The organism is Pseudomonas sp. KK18 (genome assembly GCF_037094675.1).
Lineage (GTDB): Bacteria > Pseudomonadota > Gammaproteobacteria > Pseudomonadales > Pseudomonadaceae > Aquipseudomonas.
On the sequence record NZ_CP146605.1, the window covers coordinates 1,316,499 to 1,332,985 of the forward strand.

At 62.3% G+C, this 16,487-nt stretch carries 16 protein-coding genes; 6 read left to right on the forward strand and 10 right to left on the reverse strand.

Translation table 11 applies throughout. The features are described from left to right. The first annotated feature begins 227 nt into the window (after positions 1–227). Positions 228–521 carry a DUF6124 family protein gene (locus tag V6607_RS05760; protein WP_256662393.1) on the forward strand — a complete coding sequence of 98 codons (294 nt, stop codon included), beginning with the start codon at positions 228–230 and terminating at the stop codon, positions 519–521. A gap of 127 nt (positions 522–648) precedes the next feature. Here the strand turns inward: V6607_RS05760 and nagE are convergent, their stop codons facing one another. From nagE to V6607_RS05795, 7 genes are all read right to left on the reverse strand, one after another. After that, a complete protein-coding gene (nagE, locus tag V6607_RS05765) occupies positions 649–2,355 on the reverse strand; it encodes an N-acetylglucosamine-specific PTS transporter subunit IIBC (RefSeq protein WP_134325807.1) in 1,707 nt (568 codons plus the stop codon). A gap of 26 nt (positions 2,356–2,381) precedes the next feature. Further along, entirely contained in the window at positions 2,382–4,889 is a 2,508-nt protein-coding gene (gene ptsP, locus V6607_RS05770; protein ID WP_134325808.1) for a phosphoenolpyruvate--protein phosphotransferase, read from the reverse strand. A gap of 36 nt (positions 4,890–4,925) precedes the next feature. Further along, complete coding sequence (locus tag V6607_RS05775) at positions 4,926–5,948, reverse strand: SIS domain-containing protein (protein WP_023659131.1); 1,023 nt, start codon at positions 5,946–5,948, stop codon at positions 4,926–4,928. Then, positions 5,929–7,035 (reverse strand): N-acetylglucosamine-6-phosphate deacetylase, encoded by a 1,107-nt coding sequence (gene nagA, locus V6607_RS05780; protein ID WP_087695120.1) that lies wholly within the window; start codon positions 7,033–7,035, stop codon positions 5,929–5,931. Before nagA ends, V6607_RS05775 begins: the two co-directional genes overlap by 20 nt. A gap of 10 nt (positions 7,036–7,045) precedes the next feature. Further along, complete coding sequence (locus tag V6607_RS05785) at positions 7,046–7,804, reverse strand: GntR family transcriptional regulator (RefSeq protein ID WP_003209609.1); 759 nt, start codon at positions 7,802–7,804, stop codon at positions 7,046–7,048. Positions 7,805–8,067: 263 nt separating this feature from the next. Continuing rightward, the gene (locus tag V6607_RS05790) at positions 8,068–8,571 is read right to left on the reverse strand and encodes a L,D-transpeptidase family protein (protein ID WP_003209608.1); all 504 of its coding nucleotides are present in this window, start codon (positions 8,569–8,571) and stop codon (positions 8,068–8,070) included. Positions 8,572–8,613: 42 nt separating this feature from the next. Beyond that, positions 8,614–9,162: an NUDIX hydrolase gene (locus tag V6607_RS05795; RefSeq protein WP_003209606.1), complete on the reverse strand. Its 549-nt coding sequence runs from the start codon at positions 9,160–9,162 to the stop codon at positions 8,614–8,616. Between the two features lie 146 nt (positions 9,163–9,308). Here V6607_RS05795 and V6607_RS05800 point away from each other — a divergent pair, with 146 nt between their 5' ends. The 5 genes from V6607_RS05800 (at position 9,309) to purT (ending at position 12,570) form a co-directional block, all read left to right on the forward strand. Next, complete coding sequence (locus V6607_RS05800) at positions 9,309–9,911, forward strand: CoA pyrophosphatase (RefSeq protein WP_003209605.1); 603 nt, start codon at positions 9,309–9,311, stop codon at positions 9,909–9,911. 39 nt (positions 9,912–9,950) lie between these two features. Next, positions 9,951–10,475: a gamma carbonic anhydrase family protein gene (locus V6607_RS05805; protein ID WP_134325809.1), complete on the forward strand. Its 525-nt coding sequence runs from the start codon at positions 9,951–9,953 to the stop codon at positions 10,473–10,475. Further along, positions 10,472–10,687: a DUF1289 domain-containing protein gene (locus tag V6607_RS05810; protein WP_008438244.1), complete on the forward strand. Its 216-nt coding sequence runs from the start codon at positions 10,472–10,474 to the stop codon at positions 10,685–10,687. The genes V6607_RS05805 and V6607_RS05810 overlap by 4 nt, the downstream gene beginning before the upstream one ends. Before the next feature lie 164 nt (positions 10,688–10,851). Beyond that, the gene (locus V6607_RS05815; protein ID WP_003209599.1) at positions 10,852–11,319 is read left to right on the forward strand and encodes a hypothetical protein; all 468 of its coding nucleotides are present in this window, start codon (positions 10,852–10,854) and stop codon (positions 11,317–11,319) included. A gap of 69 nt (positions 11,320–11,388) precedes the next feature. Then, positions 11,389–12,570, forward strand: a complete 1,182-nt coding sequence (purT, locus tag V6607_RS05820; RefSeq protein ID WP_023659130.1) for a formate-dependent phosphoribosylglycinamide formyltransferase — start codon at positions 11,389–11,391, stop codon at positions 12,568–12,570. Between the two features lie 126 nt (positions 12,571–12,696). Here the strand turns inward: purT and V6607_RS05825 are convergent, their stop codons facing one another. The 3 genes from V6607_RS05825 to ccsA all read right to left on the reverse strand — a co-directional run bounded on the left by V6607_RS05825 (position 12,697) and on the right by ccsA (position 16,283). Beyond that, positions 12,697–14,007 (reverse strand): MFS transporter, encoded by a 1,311-nt coding sequence (locus tag V6607_RS05825; protein ID WP_003209595.1) that lies wholly within the window; start codon positions 14,005–14,007, stop codon positions 12,697–12,699. A 221-nt stretch (positions 14,008–14,228) separates the two neighbouring features. After that, positions 14,229–15,467, reverse strand: coding sequence for a transporter associated domain-containing protein (locus tag V6607_RS05830; protein ID WP_134325810.1), 1,239 nt, complete (start codon positions 15,465–15,467; stop codon positions 14,229–14,231). A gap of 12 nt (positions 15,468–15,479) precedes the next feature. Further along, a complete protein-coding gene (ccsA, locus tag V6607_RS05835) occupies positions 15,480–16,283 on the reverse strand; it encodes a cytochrome c biogenesis protein CcsA (protein ID WP_003209591.1) in 804 nt (267 codons plus the stop codon). Positions 16,284–16,487 lie beyond the last annotated feature (204 nt).

Consider the following 16,487-nt stretch of genomic DNA (forward strand, 5'->3'; position numbering starts at 1 on the left):
GCCTCATCGCGGGCAAGCCCGGCTCCCACATTGGACCGCGTTGCCATGCCTGGTGACGATCAAATGTGGGAGCTGGCTTGTCGGAGCGACTCGGATTTTTCTGACAAGTCTTTCAGGTTGTCCCTCGGAACCTGCCTCTCTAACCTTCCCCAGTCGCTGCCAATTCAGTGACCGGGACTGCAAGCTCGTAAACATCACTAGGAGCGTATTCTTCTCGGAGCTTCACGATGGTCAACGAAAACACTTCATCTTCCATAGCCTCGCTTCAAGCTGCAGCCCGTCAGGTGACGAGTCAACCTGCCGATCAGTTATTCACCCTTGTACCTAATCTGGATAGCGAAACCCTGCTGGCCAACGCCTCTCAGGACCTTGCCTCAGTGCAGGCGCTGACGGTTCATCTGGCGTTTGAAGTCGACGGTTCCCACCGTGATGTGGCGCTGGGGATTTGTCGGATGCTGGAGGGGATTCAAATGATGGTGGATCGGATGCTGGACTTGTATGAGGTGCCTGAGCCTGAGTAATTCGGCGCCTGTGAGGGCCATTCGCGAGCAAGCCCGCTCCCACATTTGACCGCGTTGCCATGACGGGCACCGATCAAAATGTGGGAGCGGGCTTGCTCGCGAAGAGGCCCTGATGCTCAGCAAAGATTCAGGCTTTTACCCCAACCTCACGGCCACTGACCAACCGCTCCAACGCCTCACCCAACCCCGAAGCCTTGTCACCAATCAGCAAGTGCCAAACCCCACTCTCAAGCTGGCTAACCCCCTGGCAACCCAGCGCAGTCAGTTGGGATTCCGACAACACCGAACCATCCCCCAGCTCCACTCGCAGCCGCGTCATCGCCACCGCATCCAGTTGCAATACATTGGCCCGACCGCCCAGCGCACTCAGCCATTTCTCGGCCTCATGCACATTCACCGGTGTGCTCTTCTCAACAGGCGCTACCACCACCGCAGGTGCCGCAACATACGAAGGCATCGCCAACCGAATCTCATCGGCAATGCTGTCCGCCATCGGCCCGACCACTACCTGCAAACTCCCGCCATTACCCGGTCGAACCACCGCCATCGCACCCAGCGCCTTCAACTCGGCATCCACCGCCTTGTTGCGGTCCACCATGTCCAGCCGCAGACGCGTCGTACAAGCCCCCACACTCAGCAAGTTCTCCGCACCACCCAGCGCCCGAATGTAAGCCCCGGCCCGCTGGTTATCGGTCATGGCCTCAGCCTGCACCACCTGAATATCCTCACGCCCGGGCGTCTTCAAATTGAAGCGACGGATGCAGTAGTTGAACACGCTGTAGTAGATCACCGCATACGCCAGCCCAACCGGGAATACCAGCCAGCCGTTGGTGGATTTACCCCAACCCAGCACCATGTCGATAAACCCACCGGAGAAGGTAAAGCCCAGGTGAATGTTGAGCATGTTGGTGATCGCCATCGACAATCCGGTCAGCAGCGCATGCACCAGGTACAGGAACGGCGCGAGGAACATGAAGGCGAATTCGATCGGCTCGGTGACCCCGGTCAGGAACGAGGTCAGCGCCATCGACAGGAAAATCCCGCCCATGATCTTGCGCCGCTCCGGCAGTGCATTGCGGTACATCGCCAGGCACGCCGCCGGCAGGCCGAACAGCATTACCGGGAACATGCCGGTCATGAACTGCCCACCTTTCGGGTCGCCGGCAAAATAGCGAGTCAGGTCGCCGGTCACTACCGCGCCGGTCGTCGGGTCGGTGAAGGTGCCGAACACAAACCACGCCATGTTGTTGAGGATATGGTGCAAGCCGGTGACGATCAGCAGGCGGTTGAACACGCCAAACACGAACGCACCAAAACTGCCGCTTTCCATCAGCAACACGCCGAAGCTGTTGATGCCTTGCTGCACGGGTGGCCATATCAAACCAAAGATCACCCCCAGCGCCACTGCGGAGAACCCAGTGACAATCGGCACAAACCGTCGCCCACCAAAGAATGCGAGGTACTCCGGCAGCTTGATGTCCTTGAAGCGGTTATAAAGGGCACCGGCCATCAAGCCGCTGGCGATGCCCGCGAGCATGCCCATGTTGATGCTGGCGTCCATCACCTTGAGGGTTGAGACCATCACCAGGTAACCGATGGCGCCTGCCAGGCCCGCCGTGCCGTTGTTGTCGCGGGCAAAACCCACGGCAATGCCGATGGCAAAGATCAGCGCCAGGTTGGCGAAGATCGCCTGCCCGGCGTCGTGCATCACCGCGATGTTCAGCAGGTCAGTGTCGCCCAGTCGCAGCAGGAGGCCGGCGATCGGCAGAATCGCGATCGGCAGCATCAGCGCACGGCCCAGGCGTTGCAGCCCTTCGATAAAATATTGGTACACGGCGTGTCTCCCTATTCTTGTTGTTTTCAGCTCAGCGGCCAGTGGTGTTGACAGGCTTGGCGAACGGCTTTGGCGCTGCTCAGGTTAAGCAGGCTTTGGCTCAGTTGCCGGCATTGGGCTGCGTCCAGGTGACGGACACGGTCCTTGATTTCTCCGATCTGCGGCGGGCTGACGGACAGCTCGCTGATGCCCAGACCGATCAGCACCGGCGTGGCCAGCGGGTCGGACGCCAGCGCCCCGCACACACCGACCCAGCGCCCATGCTTGGCTGCGCCGATGCACGTCTGGGCGATCAGCCGCAACAGCGCCGGGTGCATGGCATCGACCCGGGCGGCGAGGCCGGCGTGGTCGCGGTCCATGGCGAGGGTGTACTGCGATAGGTCATTGGTGCCGATGGACAGAAAGTCCGCGTGCTCGGCCAGTTGTTCGGCCATCAGCGCCGCCGCGGGCACTTCGATCATCACCCCCAGTTCCGGGCGTTGGGTCAGTTCCAGCTCGGCGCACAGTTCATCGAGGCGCTGGCGAATGTGCAGCAGTTCGTCGACTTCGCTGACCATTGGCAGCAGGATGCGGCAACGTTCCAGCGGGCTGACCTGGAGAAGGGCACGCAGTTGCTGGTCCAGCAGTTCCGGGCGTACCTGGGCCATGCGAATGCCCCGCAGGCCCAGCACCGGGTTGGTCTCGAACGGCAGCGGCAGGTAGTCGAGTTGCTTGTCGCCGCCGACGTCGATGGTGCGGATGATCACTGATTTGTCGCCCATGGCATCCAGTACGGCTTGGTAGGCCTGGCGCTGCTCTTGCTCGTCGGGCGCGGTGCGGCGGTCGACGAAGAGAAATTCTGTGCGCAGCAGGCCGACGCCATCGGCGCCATTCTCGAAGGCCAGTTGGGCTTCGACGCTGGAGGCGACATTCGCGGCCACTTCAATACGCACGCCATCCTGAGTGCTGGCGGTGCCTTGAGCCTGCGCGTGCTGCTGTTGGCGCCGCAGTTTCTGTGCATCGCGCAACTGGTGAACCTGGGCGTGGCGTGCATCATCCGGCGTCAGCTCCAGGCGGCCGTTGGCGGCATCCAGCACCACGCGCTGGCCTTGGGGCACATCAAGCAATTCAGTGCCCAGTGCAACCACGCACGGCAAGCCTTTACCCCGCGCCAGAATCGCCACATGAGACGTCGCGCCGCCTTCGGCCATGCAGATACCGGCGGCGTGTTGATTGCTCAGTTGCAGCAGATCCGATGGGGTCAGCTCATGGGCCGAGACGATAGCGCCGGCCGGCAAATCAAAATTCCAGGCCTCGCCCAGCAACGCCCGCAGCACGCGTTGCTGCAAGTCGCGCAGGTCGTTGGCGCGTTCGGCGAACAACGGTTTACCCAGTGCCAGCAGCACCGCGCATTGGGCCTGGATCGCATCGCGCCAGGCGTGAGTGGCGGCGCTGCCCTGTTCGATGGCGGCGGTGGCGGCCTCCAGCAACGTAGGGTCTTCCAGCAGGGCCAGGTGGGCGGCGAAGATCTCTTCTTCCTCCACATCCTTGCGCTGACGGGCCTGGTCCAGGGTGTGGCGGATTTCGCTACGCACCTGTTCCAGGGCACTGTCCAGGTGCTGCAGCTGCTCATCCGGGGCGTTGTTGCCCGGGTCCACCGGCAGCTCGATTCCGTTCAGGCGGAACAACGGGCCGCAGACCAACCCCGGCGCGGCACACACGCCTTGCAGTACTCCGGCTTCGGTATTCGCGCGGCGTGGGGCGACGGCCACTGGAGCGTGATGCGCTTCGCCAACTTCCACCGACAGCGCAGCGATCAGTGCTTGCAGCGCCGCTTCACAATCCTTGCCACGACAGGTGACCTGCACCTCGTCCTGCTCACCAATCCCCAGGCCCATCAAGCCGATCAGGCTGTCGCACGAAGCCGACTTGCCAGCGAAATGCAGCTGCGACTGGCTGCTGAATGCCTGTGCAGTCTTGCGGATCAAGGCAGCGGGGCGCGCATGCAGGCCGCCACGATGGGTGATGCGAATAGTCGCGCTGGCTTCGGTGACCGACTCATCAATCACTTTCGCTGCACCGGCCAACCGTGCAACCACATGCAGCAGCGGCTCGCCGACCTTCACTGTTTTCAAGGTGATCGGCCGTAGCTCAAACAGCTCGCTGTTGGTCAGGATGATCAAGCTGACCAGGCTTTTGCACTGCCGCGCAATCAGGTCCAGATCAAACTGCACCAGTGCCTGGCCCTTGCTGACGCGCGCACCTTGCTTGACCAGCAGCGCAAAGCCTTCGCCATTCAATTCCACCGTGTCGATGCCCACGTGCATCAGCAATTCAGCGCCGTTATCGGCGCGAATGGTCAGCGCATGCCCGGTGCGGGCGACGTGGATGATCACGCCATCACACGGCGCGTGCAGGCAATCGTTGAGCGGGTCGATGGCAATGCCGTCGCCCATGGCGCCACTGGCGAACACTTCGTCGGGAACGTCGCCCAGGGTCAGCACCGGCCCACTGAGGGGAGCGCTGAGGGTGAGGTCTTTATTATTGTGGGACATGGGCACGGTACTCATCAGGAAAACGCTGCAATCAACTCAGTGGGTGCGGGTCACTTTGCTCAAGTGACGCGGTTGGTCCGGGTCCATGCCCCGGGCCTCTGCCAAACCGGCGGCCATCACGTAGAAACTCTGGATCGCCAGGATCGGGTCCAGGGCCGGGTGTTCGGCGCGGCTCAGAGTCAGGTCGCGCTCGGCGATGTCATCGGGAGCGGCCAGCAGCACGCGGGCACCGCGCTGGCGCATATCTGCGGCCAGGCTCAGCAGGCCGGCTTGTTCGGCGCCGCGTGGGGCGAAGACCAGCAGCGGGTAGTTGTCATCGATCAGAGCCATCGGGCCATGGCGCACTTCGGCGCTGCTGAAGGCTTCGGCCTGGATCGCCGAGGTTTCCTTGAGCTTGAGCGCGGCTTCCTGGGCAATGGCAAAACCGGCGCCACGGCCGATCACCATCAGTTGCTGGCAGTCGCGCAGGGCGTCGATGGCCAGGCTCCAGTCTTGCCTGGCGGCTTCACGCAAACCTTCGGGCAGTGCCTTACAGGCTTGCAGCAACTCGTCTTCCTGATTCCAGTGGCCGATCAGCTGGGCGCTGGCGCTCAGGGTCGCGATAAAGCTTTTGGTGGCGGCGACGCTGCGTTCCGGCCCGGCGCACAGCGGCACATGGAATTCGCAGGCGGCTTCCAGTGGCGAGTCTTCGGCGTTGACCATCGAGATGCTCAAGGCGCCGCGCTTGCGCAACAGGCGCAGGCTGTTGACCAGGTCCGGGCTCTGTCCCGACTGGGAGAAACCGAACGCCACTTGCCCGCTGACCTTGAGCGGCGATTGCAGCATGGTCACCACCGACATCGGCAGCGACGCCACCGGAATCCCCAGATGTTGCATGGTCAGGTAGGCGAAGTAACTGGCGGCGTGGTCCGAGCTGCCACGGGCGATGGTCATCGCCACTTGCGGTGGCTGGCGACGCAGGCGGCCGGCGACTTCCACCAGCAGCGGGTCCAGGCGTTGCAGTTGAGCCTCGACGGCCTCACAGGAGGCCAGGGCCTCTTCAAGCATTTTTGAAGTCAATGGTTTCTCCTTCGACCATTACGTCGGTGAGGTGCAGGGAGCGGTCCAGGCGCACGCAGTCGGCAAAGCTGCCGGGTTGCAGGCGACCGCGTTCTTCGAGGCCCAGGTAGTCCGCAGGAAATTGCGACAGGCGTTGTGAGGCTTCGCTGATCGGCAGGCCGATCTTCACCAGGTTGCGCAGCGCCTGGTCCATGGTCAGGGTGCTGCCGGCCAGCGTTCCATCGGCCAGGCGGACGCCGCCCAGGCACTTGGTCACGGTGTGGCTGCCCAGCTTGTATTCGCCGTCGGGCATGCCGGCAGCGGCGGTGGAATCGGTGACGCAGTACAGGCACGGGATCGAGCGCAGCGCCACGCGCATGGCACCGGGGTGCACGTGCAGCAGGTCGGGAATCAACTCGGCGTATTTGGCGTGGGCCAGGGCCGCGCCGACGATGCCGGGCTCGCGGTGATGCAGCGGGCTCATGGCGTTGTACAAGTGGGTAAAGCTGGTGGCCCCGGCGGCGAGGGCGGCGACACCTTCTTCATAGCTGCCCAGGGTGTGGCCGATCTGCATGCGCACGCCACGTTCGCTGAGGGCGCGGATCAGGCCGTCATGGCCGGCGATTTCCGGAGCAATGGTGATCACCCGGATCGGCGCCAGGCGCAGGTATTCTTCGACTTCGGCCATCAAGGCGGTGTGGGCGAAGTTCGGTTGTGCGCCGAGTTTTCCCGGATTGATGTAGGGGCCTTCCAGGTGCACGCCCAGGACACGAGCGGTGCCGGTCGGGCGGCTTTCGCAATAGGTGCCGATTTCGCCGAGCACGCGGGAAATCTCATCCACTGGCGCGGTCATGGTGGTGGCCAGCAGCGAGGTGGTGCCAAACCGCACGTGGGTGCGGGTGATGGTGTGGAAGGCGTCGGTGCCTTCCATGATGTCTTTGCCGCCACCGCCGTGCACGTGCAGGTCGATAAAGCCTGGCAGCAGGTACGGCAGGTCGTTGTCAGCCGGGTTGCACGGGCTGCCTTCTACGGCAGTGACCTTGCCGTGCTGGTGCACCAGGCGGCCGCGAATCCAGCCGTGTGGCGTGAGGATATTGTCTTCGGACATGGGCAGTTCTCTAAATTCGCAGTTCAGCGGAATAGTCGTGGCGGCGCAGTTCTGCGACGAAGTCGTAGTAGTCGTTGCGGCAGTAGGTGTCGGTGATTTCAATCGGGGTGTTGTCGGCGGTGTAGCCCACCCGGGTCATCAGCAGCATGGCGGTGCCGGGGGCGATGCCCACCAGGGCTGCGAACTCATCCGAGGCGTTGATCGCCTGGATGTGTTGCAGGGCGCGCACGATGGGCTTGCCGATGCTTTCCAGGTATTCGTACAGCGAATTGCCGATGGCCTGCGGGTGGGGGAGGACGGAGGCGGGCATGGCGGTCATTTCAATCGCCATCACCGTGTCGTCGGCCTTACGCAAACGCTTGAGCCGCGCGACTTTGTCGCTGGGTGACAGGCCCAAGCGAATCAATTCTTCATGGGTCGGCGGGGTGATGTCGCGCTCCAGCCACTGGGACGTCGGCACAAAGCCCTTGAGCCGGAGCATTTCGCTGAAGCCCGAGAGGCGCGACAGCGGTTGTTCCAGGCGTGGCGTGATGAAGGTTCCGGAGCCTTGGCTGCGACGGATCAGGCCTTGTTCGAACAGCACTTCCAGCGCCTTGCGGGCGGTCACCCGGGAAATGCTCAGTTGCTCGCTGAGGGCACGTTCCGACGGCAATGCCTGCTCGGATTTCCACTGGCCGGCATGAATCGCGGCTTCGAGGTTGCGGGCCAGTTGCAGGTACAGCGGCGTCGATTGTTTATCGTCGGGGCGCAGGGCCAGGATGGGGTTCATCGTGTCGGTTTCCGATGCGGTTATTGGAGTGTTGTCGCCCGGTAGTGATCGCAAGCTAATACCACTTAAATACCATGTCAATGCAGCGAAAACGGTGCAGGCGAGCGTTTACGGGCGCCTTAATAGTGCGCCAGTTCAAGTGGTATTAGAGAGGTCTTTGTGTCGGGCAGAAGCACGCAGCTTGCCGGGGTGAACTGGTATTCACCGGCAAGCGCCGTGTGGGGCGGGATTTTTTTTCGAATTATTTTACGAGCGGCAGGAAATTACGGACGAATCTCGATCATCGTGCCGTCTTTCACCAGGTTCCAGACTTCGCGCATGTCGACATTGCGCATGCCGATGCAGCCGTCGGTCCAGTCCAGGGTGTGGAACAGCTCTTCGGGGTAGTCCTCGGCGTCGGGGGTGCCGTGGATCATGATCATGCTGCCGGGCTTGACCCCTTCGCGGCGGGCGCGCGCGGAATCGCTGATATTGGGGTAGGAGATGTGCATGGCCAGGTTGAAGCGGTCGCTGGTCTTGCGCCAGTCGATCCAGTAGAAACCTTCCGGGGTGCGGCGGTCGCCTTCCATCAGCTTGGTGCCCTTGGGGTTCTTGCCCAGGGAAATGCGGTAGGTCCTGAGGGGCTTGCCGTCATTGATCAGTTGCAACTGATGGGCAGACTTGAGCACCAGGATTTTCTCGACGGGTTTGCCCCCCAGGATCACTTGGGTGGAGGCTGGCGACAGCGTGGCAAACGACAGGCAGATCAGAGCAAGCAACCAACGCATTGAAACGGTATCCCCTGAAAAGACTACGTGCCGCCTGGATTGTTATTTGGCCAACTGGGTCAGCGGCGGCACCGATTCGCTGCGCACCGGATACGACTGTTGCCGGCGGTCAGCAAAAAAGCATTCTAAGGTACGCCCGACCGTGCGGAAAGCCAGCTCGGACCAAGGGATGTCGGCTTCATCGAATAAGCGCACTTCAAGGCTTTCGGGGCCGGCGGCAAAATCCAGGTCGATCAGTTCGGCCCGGTAGAAGATGTGCACCTGGCTGATGTGCGGCACGTCGATCAGGGTGTAGATGCTCAGGTTGCGCACCCGGGCGCAGGCTTCTTCCAGGGTTTCGCGCATCGCGGCCTGCTCGACGGTCTCGCCGTTCTCCATAAAGCCGGCGGGCAAGGTCCAGAAACCCAGGCGCGGCTCGATGGCGCGCCGGCACAGCAGCACCTGGTCGCCCCACACCGGTACGGTGCCCGCGACGATATTGGGGTTCTGGTAGTGAATGGTCTGACAGTGATCGCAGACATAACGCAGGCGTGCGTCGCCTTCGGGAATGCGCTGGGTGACCGGTTTACCGCACTGGCTGCAGAAGTTCATGCTGGGGTTCCTGGAGAGTGCGCCTATCTTGGCGTGACCGGGTATGGGCTGCAAGTTGTCGTTTAGCGACATGGCCAGGGTTTTGGGGTTGGGCGTGCGCAAGGTTTGGTGCATGATGCAAGGTAGCCAACAGACCGAGATGACTCATGCTGGACGAGCTACTTCGCCGGGTAAGCAATCATACGCCCCACACGCTGGAGACCGACGGTCGTTTCCCGGAAGCGGCGGTACTGGTGCCGATCACCCGCAGTGACGAACCCGAGCTGATCCTGACCTTGCGCGCCAGCGGGTTATCCACCCATGGCGGCGAAGTGGCGTTCCCTGGCGGGCGCCGCGACCCTGAAGATCCCGACCTGATATTCACCGCGCTGCGCGAAGCCGAAGAAGAAATCGGCCTGCCGCCGGGCCTGGTGGAAGTCATCGGCCCGTTGAGCCCGCTGATTTCCCTGCACGGTATCCGTGTCACGCCTTATGTAGGCGTTATCCCCGATTACGTCGAATACCTGGCCAATGACGCCGAGATCGCCGCTGTTTTCAGCGTGCCCCTGGAGTTTTTTCGCCAGGATCCCCGCGAACACACCCACCGTATCGATTACCAGGGCCGCAGTTGGTATGTGCCCAGTTATCGGTTTGGCGAATACAAGATCTGGGGCCTGACGGCGATTATGATCGTCGAGCTGATCAATCTGCTCTATGACGATGCCGACATCAGCCTGCATCGACCGCCGAAAAGCTTCATCAATACCTAAGAGCCAGATGGCCATCGTTCCTGCCGTGAGGATCCACCTATGAAATACCGCCTGGGCGACGCCCGAGTCGAAACCCATCCCAACAGCTGGGTGGCCCCCAATGCCACGCTGGTGGGCAAGGTCAAGCTGGAGGAGGGCGCCAACGTCTGGTTCAACGCGGTGTTGCGCGGCGACAACGAGCTGATCCTGATCGGCAAGAACAGCAACGTGCAGGACGGCAGCGTGATGCACACCGACATGGGTTACCCGCTGACCCTCGGCGCCGGCGTGACCATCGGCCATAACGCCATGTTGCATGGCTGCACCGTCGACGATTACAGCCTGATTGGCATCAATGCGGTGATTCTTAACGGGGCGAAGATCGGCAAGCACTGCATCATCGGCGCCAATTCGCTGATCGGCGAGGGCAAGGAAATTCCCGATGGTTCGTTGGTGATGGGCTCGCCGGGCAAGGTGGTGCGGGAACTGACCGACGTGCAGAAGAAAATGCTCGAGGCCAGCGCTGCGCACTATGTGCATAACGCCCAGCGGTATGCCCGTGATCTGGTTGAGCAGGAAGAATGAACCCGGTAGAACGACCCGTCGCCTCGCCGTGCGTGAGCATTTGTGCGCTGGATGACGATGATATCTGCACGGGATGCCAGCGGACGGTGGATGAAATCACCCGCTGGAGTCGCATGGACAATACCGAGCGCCGGGTAGTGCTGGGGTTGTGCCATGAGCGGGCGAAGGCGAGTGGGCTGGTGTGGATGATTCCGGGGAAGTCCGGCGCCTGATAGACCGCTTTCGCGAGCAAGCCCGCTCCCACATTTGATTGCGTTTATCTTGGAGGAATGCGTTCAAAATGTGGGAGCGGGCTTGCTCGCGAAAGGGCCCGCCCAGACGACATATTTCCAAATGTGAAGTACCCTGTGCCCCTTGTTCACAGGTCCCTCGCCCCATGTTCTTCCTGATTGCCTACATCAGCAGCGTCGTGCTGATCAACTTCGCCTTTTCTACCGCTCCGCACCTGGATGTGATCTGGTCTGCCTGGGGCGGTCTGGTATTTGTCCTGCGGGACATGGTGCAAACCCGTTTCGGCCATGGCGCGATCATCGCCATGCTGGCGGCGCTGGTGCTGTCCTATATCACCTCCGATCCGTCCATCGCCCTGGCCAGCGCCACGGCGTTCGCGGTGTCCGAATGCATTGACTGGCTGGTGTTCAGCATCACCAAGCGCCCACTCCACGACCGCCTGTGGATAAGTTCGGCGCTGAGTATCCCCCTCGATACCTTCATCTTTTTCGGCCTGATCGGCGCACTCACGCCCGCGGTCGCCGGCACTGCCCTGGTGTCGAAATTCGCCGGCGTTACCGTGGTGTGGCTGGCCATGGCCTGGCGTTTGCGCCGGCAGCGCGTCGCCAACTGAAGCCAATCTTTACAGTTCATGTAAAATGCCGGCCTTTCTCCCCACGATCCGCTCCCCTGAGGACCTGAGATGACCCGAATCGGAACTCCATTGTCGCCAACCGCGACCCGCGTAATGCTGTGTGGCTGCGGTGAGCTGGGCAAGGAAGTGGTAATCGAACTGCAACGCCTGGGCGTTGAAGTGATTGCCGTGGATCGCTACGCCAACGCGCCGGCCATGCAGGTTGCCCACCGCAGCCACGTGATCAACATGCTCGACGGTGCCGCGCTGCGTGCCGTGATCGAAGCCGAAAAGCCGCACTTCATCGTGCCGGAAATCGAAGCGATCGCCACCGCCACCCTCGTGGAGCTGGAAGCCGAAGGCTTCACCGTGATCCCGACCGCCCGCGCGACGTTGCTGACCATGAACCGCGAAGGCATCCGTCGCCTGGCCGCCGAAGAGCTGGACCTGCCGACCTCGCCGTACCACTTCGCCGACACCTTCGAGGACTACAGCAAGGCCGTCACCGACCTGGGCTTCCCGTGTGTGGTCAAGCCGGTGATGAGTTCGTCGGGCAAGGGCCAGAGCCTGCTGCGCAGCGCCGATGACGTGCAGAAGGCCTGGGATTACGCCCAGGAAGGCGGGCGTGCCGGCAAGGGCCGCGTGATCATCGAAGGCTTTATCGACTTCGACTACGAAATCACCTTGCTGACCGTGCGCCACATTGGCGGCACTACCTTCTGTGCGCCTGTCGGTCACCGTCAGGAGAAGGGCGACTATCAGGAATCCTGGCAGCCACAGGCCATGAGCCCGATTGCACTGGCGGAATCCGAGCGCGTTGCCAAGGCGGTAACCGAAGCGTTGGGTGGTCGTGGTCTGTTTGGCGTCGAGCTGTTTATCAAAGGCGATCAGGTGTGGTTCAGCGAAGTGTCGCCGCGCCCCCATGACACTGGCCTGGTGACCCTGATTTCCCAGGACTTGTCGCAGTTCGCCCTGCATGCGCGGGCAATTCTCGGCCTGCCGATCCCGTTGATCCGTCAGTTCGGGCCTTCGGCTTCGGCAGTGATCCTGGTGGAAGGCAAGTCGACCCAGACGGCGTTTTCCAACCTGGGTGCAGCCTTGAGCGAGCCGGATACGGCGTTGCGTCTGTTCGGCAAGCCGGAAGTGAATGGCCAGCGCCGTATGGGCGTGGCGTTGGCGCGGGATGAGTCGATTGAGGCAGCGCGGGCTAAAGCCACTCGTGCTTCGAAGGCTGTTGTTGTAGAGCTGTAACCCCCCGCCGATCGTTCCCACGCTCCGCGTGGGAATGCCGCGCTGGACGCTCCGCGTCCGCTCTTAAGGGCGTGACGCAGAGCGTCACCGGATGCATTCCCACGCAGAGCGTGGGAATGATCATCATCAGGCGACCTTGTTCAAATCGTTATTGCGCGTCTCTTTCAGGCACAACACAGCAATCAAGCTGATCACCGCTGCCGCCGACACATACCCGCCGACATAACTCAAACCGCCCATCGCCACCAGCTTGGTCGCGAAGAACGGTGCCGCCGACGCACCCACGATCCCACCCAGGTTATACGCCGCCGAAGCACCGGTATAACGCACGCGGGTCGGGAACAGTTCCGGCAACATCGCGCCCATCGGGGCAAACGTCACGCCCATCAGGAACAGCTCCAGCGCCAGGAACAGTGCCACGGCCCAGGTTGAACCGTGGGTCAGCAACGGCTCCATGGTGAAGCCGGAAAGGATGGTCAGGATCGCACCGACAATCAGCACCGGCTTACGCCCGTAACGGTCGCTGGCCCACGCCGCCAGCGGCGTTGCCGCGCCCATGAACAGCACCGCGAAGCACAACAGCCCGAGGAAGGTTTCACGGCTGTAACCCAGCGTAGACACGCCGTAGCTCAGGGAAAACGCGGTGGTGATATAGAACAGCGCATAACACACCACCATCGAGGCTGCACCCAGCAGTACTGGCAGCCAATGCTGGCTGAACAGTTCCACCAGCGGCACCTTCACCGGCGCTTCCTTGGCCACGGCGTTCGCGAACACCGGCGTTTCATGCAGTTTGAGCCGCGCATACAGCCCCACCATTACCAGCGCCGCGCTGAGAATGAACGGAATGCGCCAGCCCCAGCTGCGGAACTGTTCGTCGCTCAGGCTCATGGCCAGGATCAGGAACAGCCCGTTGGCCGCCAGAAAGCCAATCGACGGGCCCAGTTGCGGGAACATGCCGAACCAGGCGCGTTTGCCCTTCGGGGCGTTCTCGGTGGCCAGCAACGCCGCGCCGCCCCATTCGCCGCCAAGCCCGAGGCCCTGGCCGAAGCGCAGTACGCAGAGCAGGATCGGTGCCCAGGCGCCGATGCTGTCATATCCGGGCAGCAAGCCGATCAGCGTGGTGCACACGCCCATCAGCAGCAGGGAAGCCACCAGTGTCGACTTGCGGCCAATCCGGTCACCAAAGTGGCCGAACAGCGCCGAGCCCAGTGGCCGCGCGATAAACGCGATACCGAAGGTCAGGAACGAGGCGAGCATCTGCGCCGTGCCGGAGGTTTGCGGGAAGAACACCGGGCCGATCACCAGCGCGGCGGCAGTTGCGTAGATATAGAAGTCGTAGAACTCGATGGCGGTGCCGATGATGCTCGCGGTGGCGACCCGGGCCGTCGAGTTGGTCGGGGCGGCGGTCGCCGTCTCGTTATAGGTGGTGCTCATTGAGGTATCCCTGACGGTCATTGCGCGTTTGGACGCGGATTATTATTGGTCGAACACCCATGGATCAGGGTTGTGCGCGGGGCGGCTCGGGATGGGAGCAAACACCGGTCAGACACGGTAAAGCGGTGCCTGGACGCGCTCAGTGCGGGTAGCACGCGGTCGGGCGGGGCTTGGGTAAGCCGCCCGATTATAGGAAGGGGTTTGCGGATCCAACAAGGGGCTTAAGCGGCGACCGGCACCGTGCTGGTGTGCCAGATCAGTACCTTGGCGACGCGGTTGTCCTCGGTCTCGAGGATTTCCAGGCGATAACGGCCGATTTTCAGGCACACGGCGCAGTCCGGGATGGTCTCCAGCGCTTCGGTCACCAGGCCGTTGAGGGTCTTGGGGCCGTCGCTGGGCAGGTGCCAGCCGAGGGTTTTGTTCAAGTCACGGATCGAGGCGGCGCCGTCGATCACGTAGCGGCCATCCAGTTGGGGCTGGATGTGCGGGTTGTCGAGGTGCTGCTCGTTTTCGAACTCACCGACGATTTCTTCAAGAATGTCTTCCAGGGTCACAATGCCCAGCACTTCGCCGTATTCATCCACCACCATGCCGAGGCGGCGCTGTTGCTTGTGGAAGTTCAGCAATTGCAGTTGCAGCGGTGTGCTTTCCGGGACGAAGTAGGGCTCGTGACAGGCCTCCAGCAGCGCTTCCTTGGTCAGGCTGGCGTCCGGCAGCAGGTGGCGGATCTGCCGGGTGTTGAGCACCGCCTCGACCTGGTTGATGTCGCTGTGGAACACCGGCAGCCGGGTTCGGGTGGAAACCCGCAGTTGCTCGATGATTTCCTCTACCGAATCATCCAGGTTGATGCCGTCCACTTCGCTGCGGGGCACCAGGATGTCGTTGACGGTGATGTTGTCCAGGGCGTGGATGCCCGGCATGCCCGGCGCGCGGGTGTTGGGGATTTCGGCTTCCGGCTCGTCGTCCTGGTCCGGCTGCGGCTCGTCGCTCTTCTTGACCAGCCCGGGCTTGCGGGTGAACGGGCGCAGCAGCAACAGGCTGACACCGTTGAGCAGCCAGGCCAGCGGATAAAGGATTTTCAGCGGCACGCTCAGCAAGGTATTGCCGAAGCCAAGGATGGTTTGCGGGTGGCGAGTGGCCAGGGCACGCGGAAGATAGTCGGCCAGCACCAGCAGCACCGCGCTGGAGATCACCCAGCCGAGCCACGGGCCGTTTTGCGCCCAGGCGTAGATCGCCAGCAGGGTGCAGAGAATCACCACCACGGCGCGGCACAGGGTGTTGCAGAGGATCAGGCTGTTGCGCGGGAAGTTCAGGCGGGCGGCGGCTTTGTCACCCTGGCGGGTGCCGGGGCGCAGGGCCAGCAAATGTTGCTGGGCGGCTTCGATGGCGGTAAACAGCGCCGACCATAAAACCAGCAAGGCTACTACCGCAAGCATCGGCCCCAAGGGCAAGTTGTCCATGTCGGCTGCCCGTCAGATATGCAGGATGTATTCGCGAACCAGCTTGCTGCCGAAATAGGCCAGCATCAGCAGGCAGAAACCGGCCAGGGTCCAGCGGATCGCCTTGTGCCCGCGCCAGCCGAGACGGTTGCGGCCCCACAGCAGCACGCTGAACACCACCCAGGCCAGGCACGCCAGCAGGGTTTTATGCACAAGGTGCTGGGCAAACAGGTTCTCGACGAACAGCCAGCCGGAGATCAGCGACAGCGACAGCAGCGTCCAGCCGGCCCAGAGGAAGCCGAACAGCAGGCTTTCCATGGTTTGCAGCGGCGGGAAGTTCTTGATCAGCCCGGACGGGTGCTTGTGCTTGAGCTGGTGGTCTTGCAACAGCAGCAGCAAGGCCTGGAACACCGCGATGGTGAACATGCCGTAGGCGAGGATCGACAGCAGGATGTGGGCGAGGATGCCCGGCTCTTCATCAATGACCTGCACGGTGCCGGTCGGTGTGAATTGCGCCAGCAGCACCGTCAGCATTCCGAGCGGGAACAACAGCACCAGCAGGTTCTCCACCGGGATCCGGTAGCAGGCCATCAGGGTCAGCGCGATCACCGCGGCGGCAATCAGGCTGGCAGCGCTGAAGAAATCCAGGCCCAGGCCGACCGGCGTCATCAAGTGCGTGAACAGGCTGGCGGCGTGAGCCAGCAGGGCGAGGACGCCAAGGCCTACCAGCAGGCGTTTGTCGGCCTTGGCGCCTTGGGCCAGACGAGTGCCCTGATAGAGGGTCGCAGCGGCATACAAGATGGCGGCGGCGAGGCTGGGTAGCAAACTGGGTGACAAAGGGAGCATAAATCCTGTTAAGCAGGCCCGAAAGGCGCTGAGTTTGGCATACACCTGCGTAACACGAAAGACTCTCAGGCCAGACAGCGGGTGTGCATGGCGACAGTCTTCGCTATAATCCGCGACCTGCCCACGCCGCAGGCTCGCCGAGCGCTGTTTTTAATAGCGATTTACCACAGCCTGGGCCGCCATTACCTCGGTCTA

Bases quoted from the DNA above. Each gene is read 5' to 3' on its own strand.
- V6607_RS05795 (WP_003209606.1), bottom strand. From the start codon at position 9,162: ATGAACTTCTGCAGCCAGTGCGGTAAACCGGTCACCCAGCGCATTCCC.
- V6607_RS05760 (WP_256662393.1), top strand. From the start codon at position 228: ATGGTCAACGAAAACACTTCATCTTCCATAGCCTCGCTTCAAGCTGCA.
- nagA (WP_087695120.1), bottom strand. From the start codon at position 7,035: ATGTCCGAAGACAATATCCTCACGCCACACGGCTGGATTCGCGGCCGC.
- V6607_RS05825 (WP_003209595.1), bottom strand. From the start codon at position 14,007: ATGAGCACCACCTATAACGAGACGGCGACCGCCGCCCCGACCAACTCG.
- V6607_RS05805 (WP_134325809.1), top strand. From the start codon at position 9,951: ATGAAATACCGCCTGGGCGACGCCCGAGTCGAAACCCATCCCAACAGC.
- V6607_RS05830 (WP_134325810.1), bottom strand. From the start codon at position 15,467: ATGGACAACTTGCCCTTGGGGCCGATGCTTGCGGTAGTAGCCTTGCTG.
- V6607_RS05800 (WP_003209605.1), top strand. From the start codon at position 9,309: ATGCTGGACGAGCTACTTCGCCGGGTAAGCAATCATACGCCCCACACG.
- V6607_RS05785 (WP_003209609.1), bottom strand. From the start codon at position 7,804: ATGAACCCCATCCTGGCCCTGCGCCCCGACGATAAACAATCGACGCCG.
- V6607_RS05815 (WP_003209599.1), top strand. From the start codon at position 10,852: ATGTTCTTCCTGATTGCCTACATCAGCAGCGTCGTGCTGATCAACTTC.
- purT (WP_023659130.1), top strand. From the start codon at position 11,389: ATGACCCGAATCGGAACTCCATTGTCGCCAACCGCGACCCGCGTAATG.
- V6607_RS05810 (WP_008438244.1), top strand. From the start codon at position 10,472: ATGAACCCGGTAGAACGACCCGTCGCCTCGCCGTGCGTGAGCATTTGT.
- ptsP (WP_134325808.1), bottom strand. From the start codon at position 4,889: ATGTCCCACAATAATAAAGACCTCACCCTCAGCGCTCCCCTCAGTGGG.
- V6607_RS05790 (WP_003209608.1), bottom strand. From the start codon at position 8,571: ATGCGTTGGTTGCTTGCTCTGATCTGCCTGTCGTTTGCCACGCTGTCG.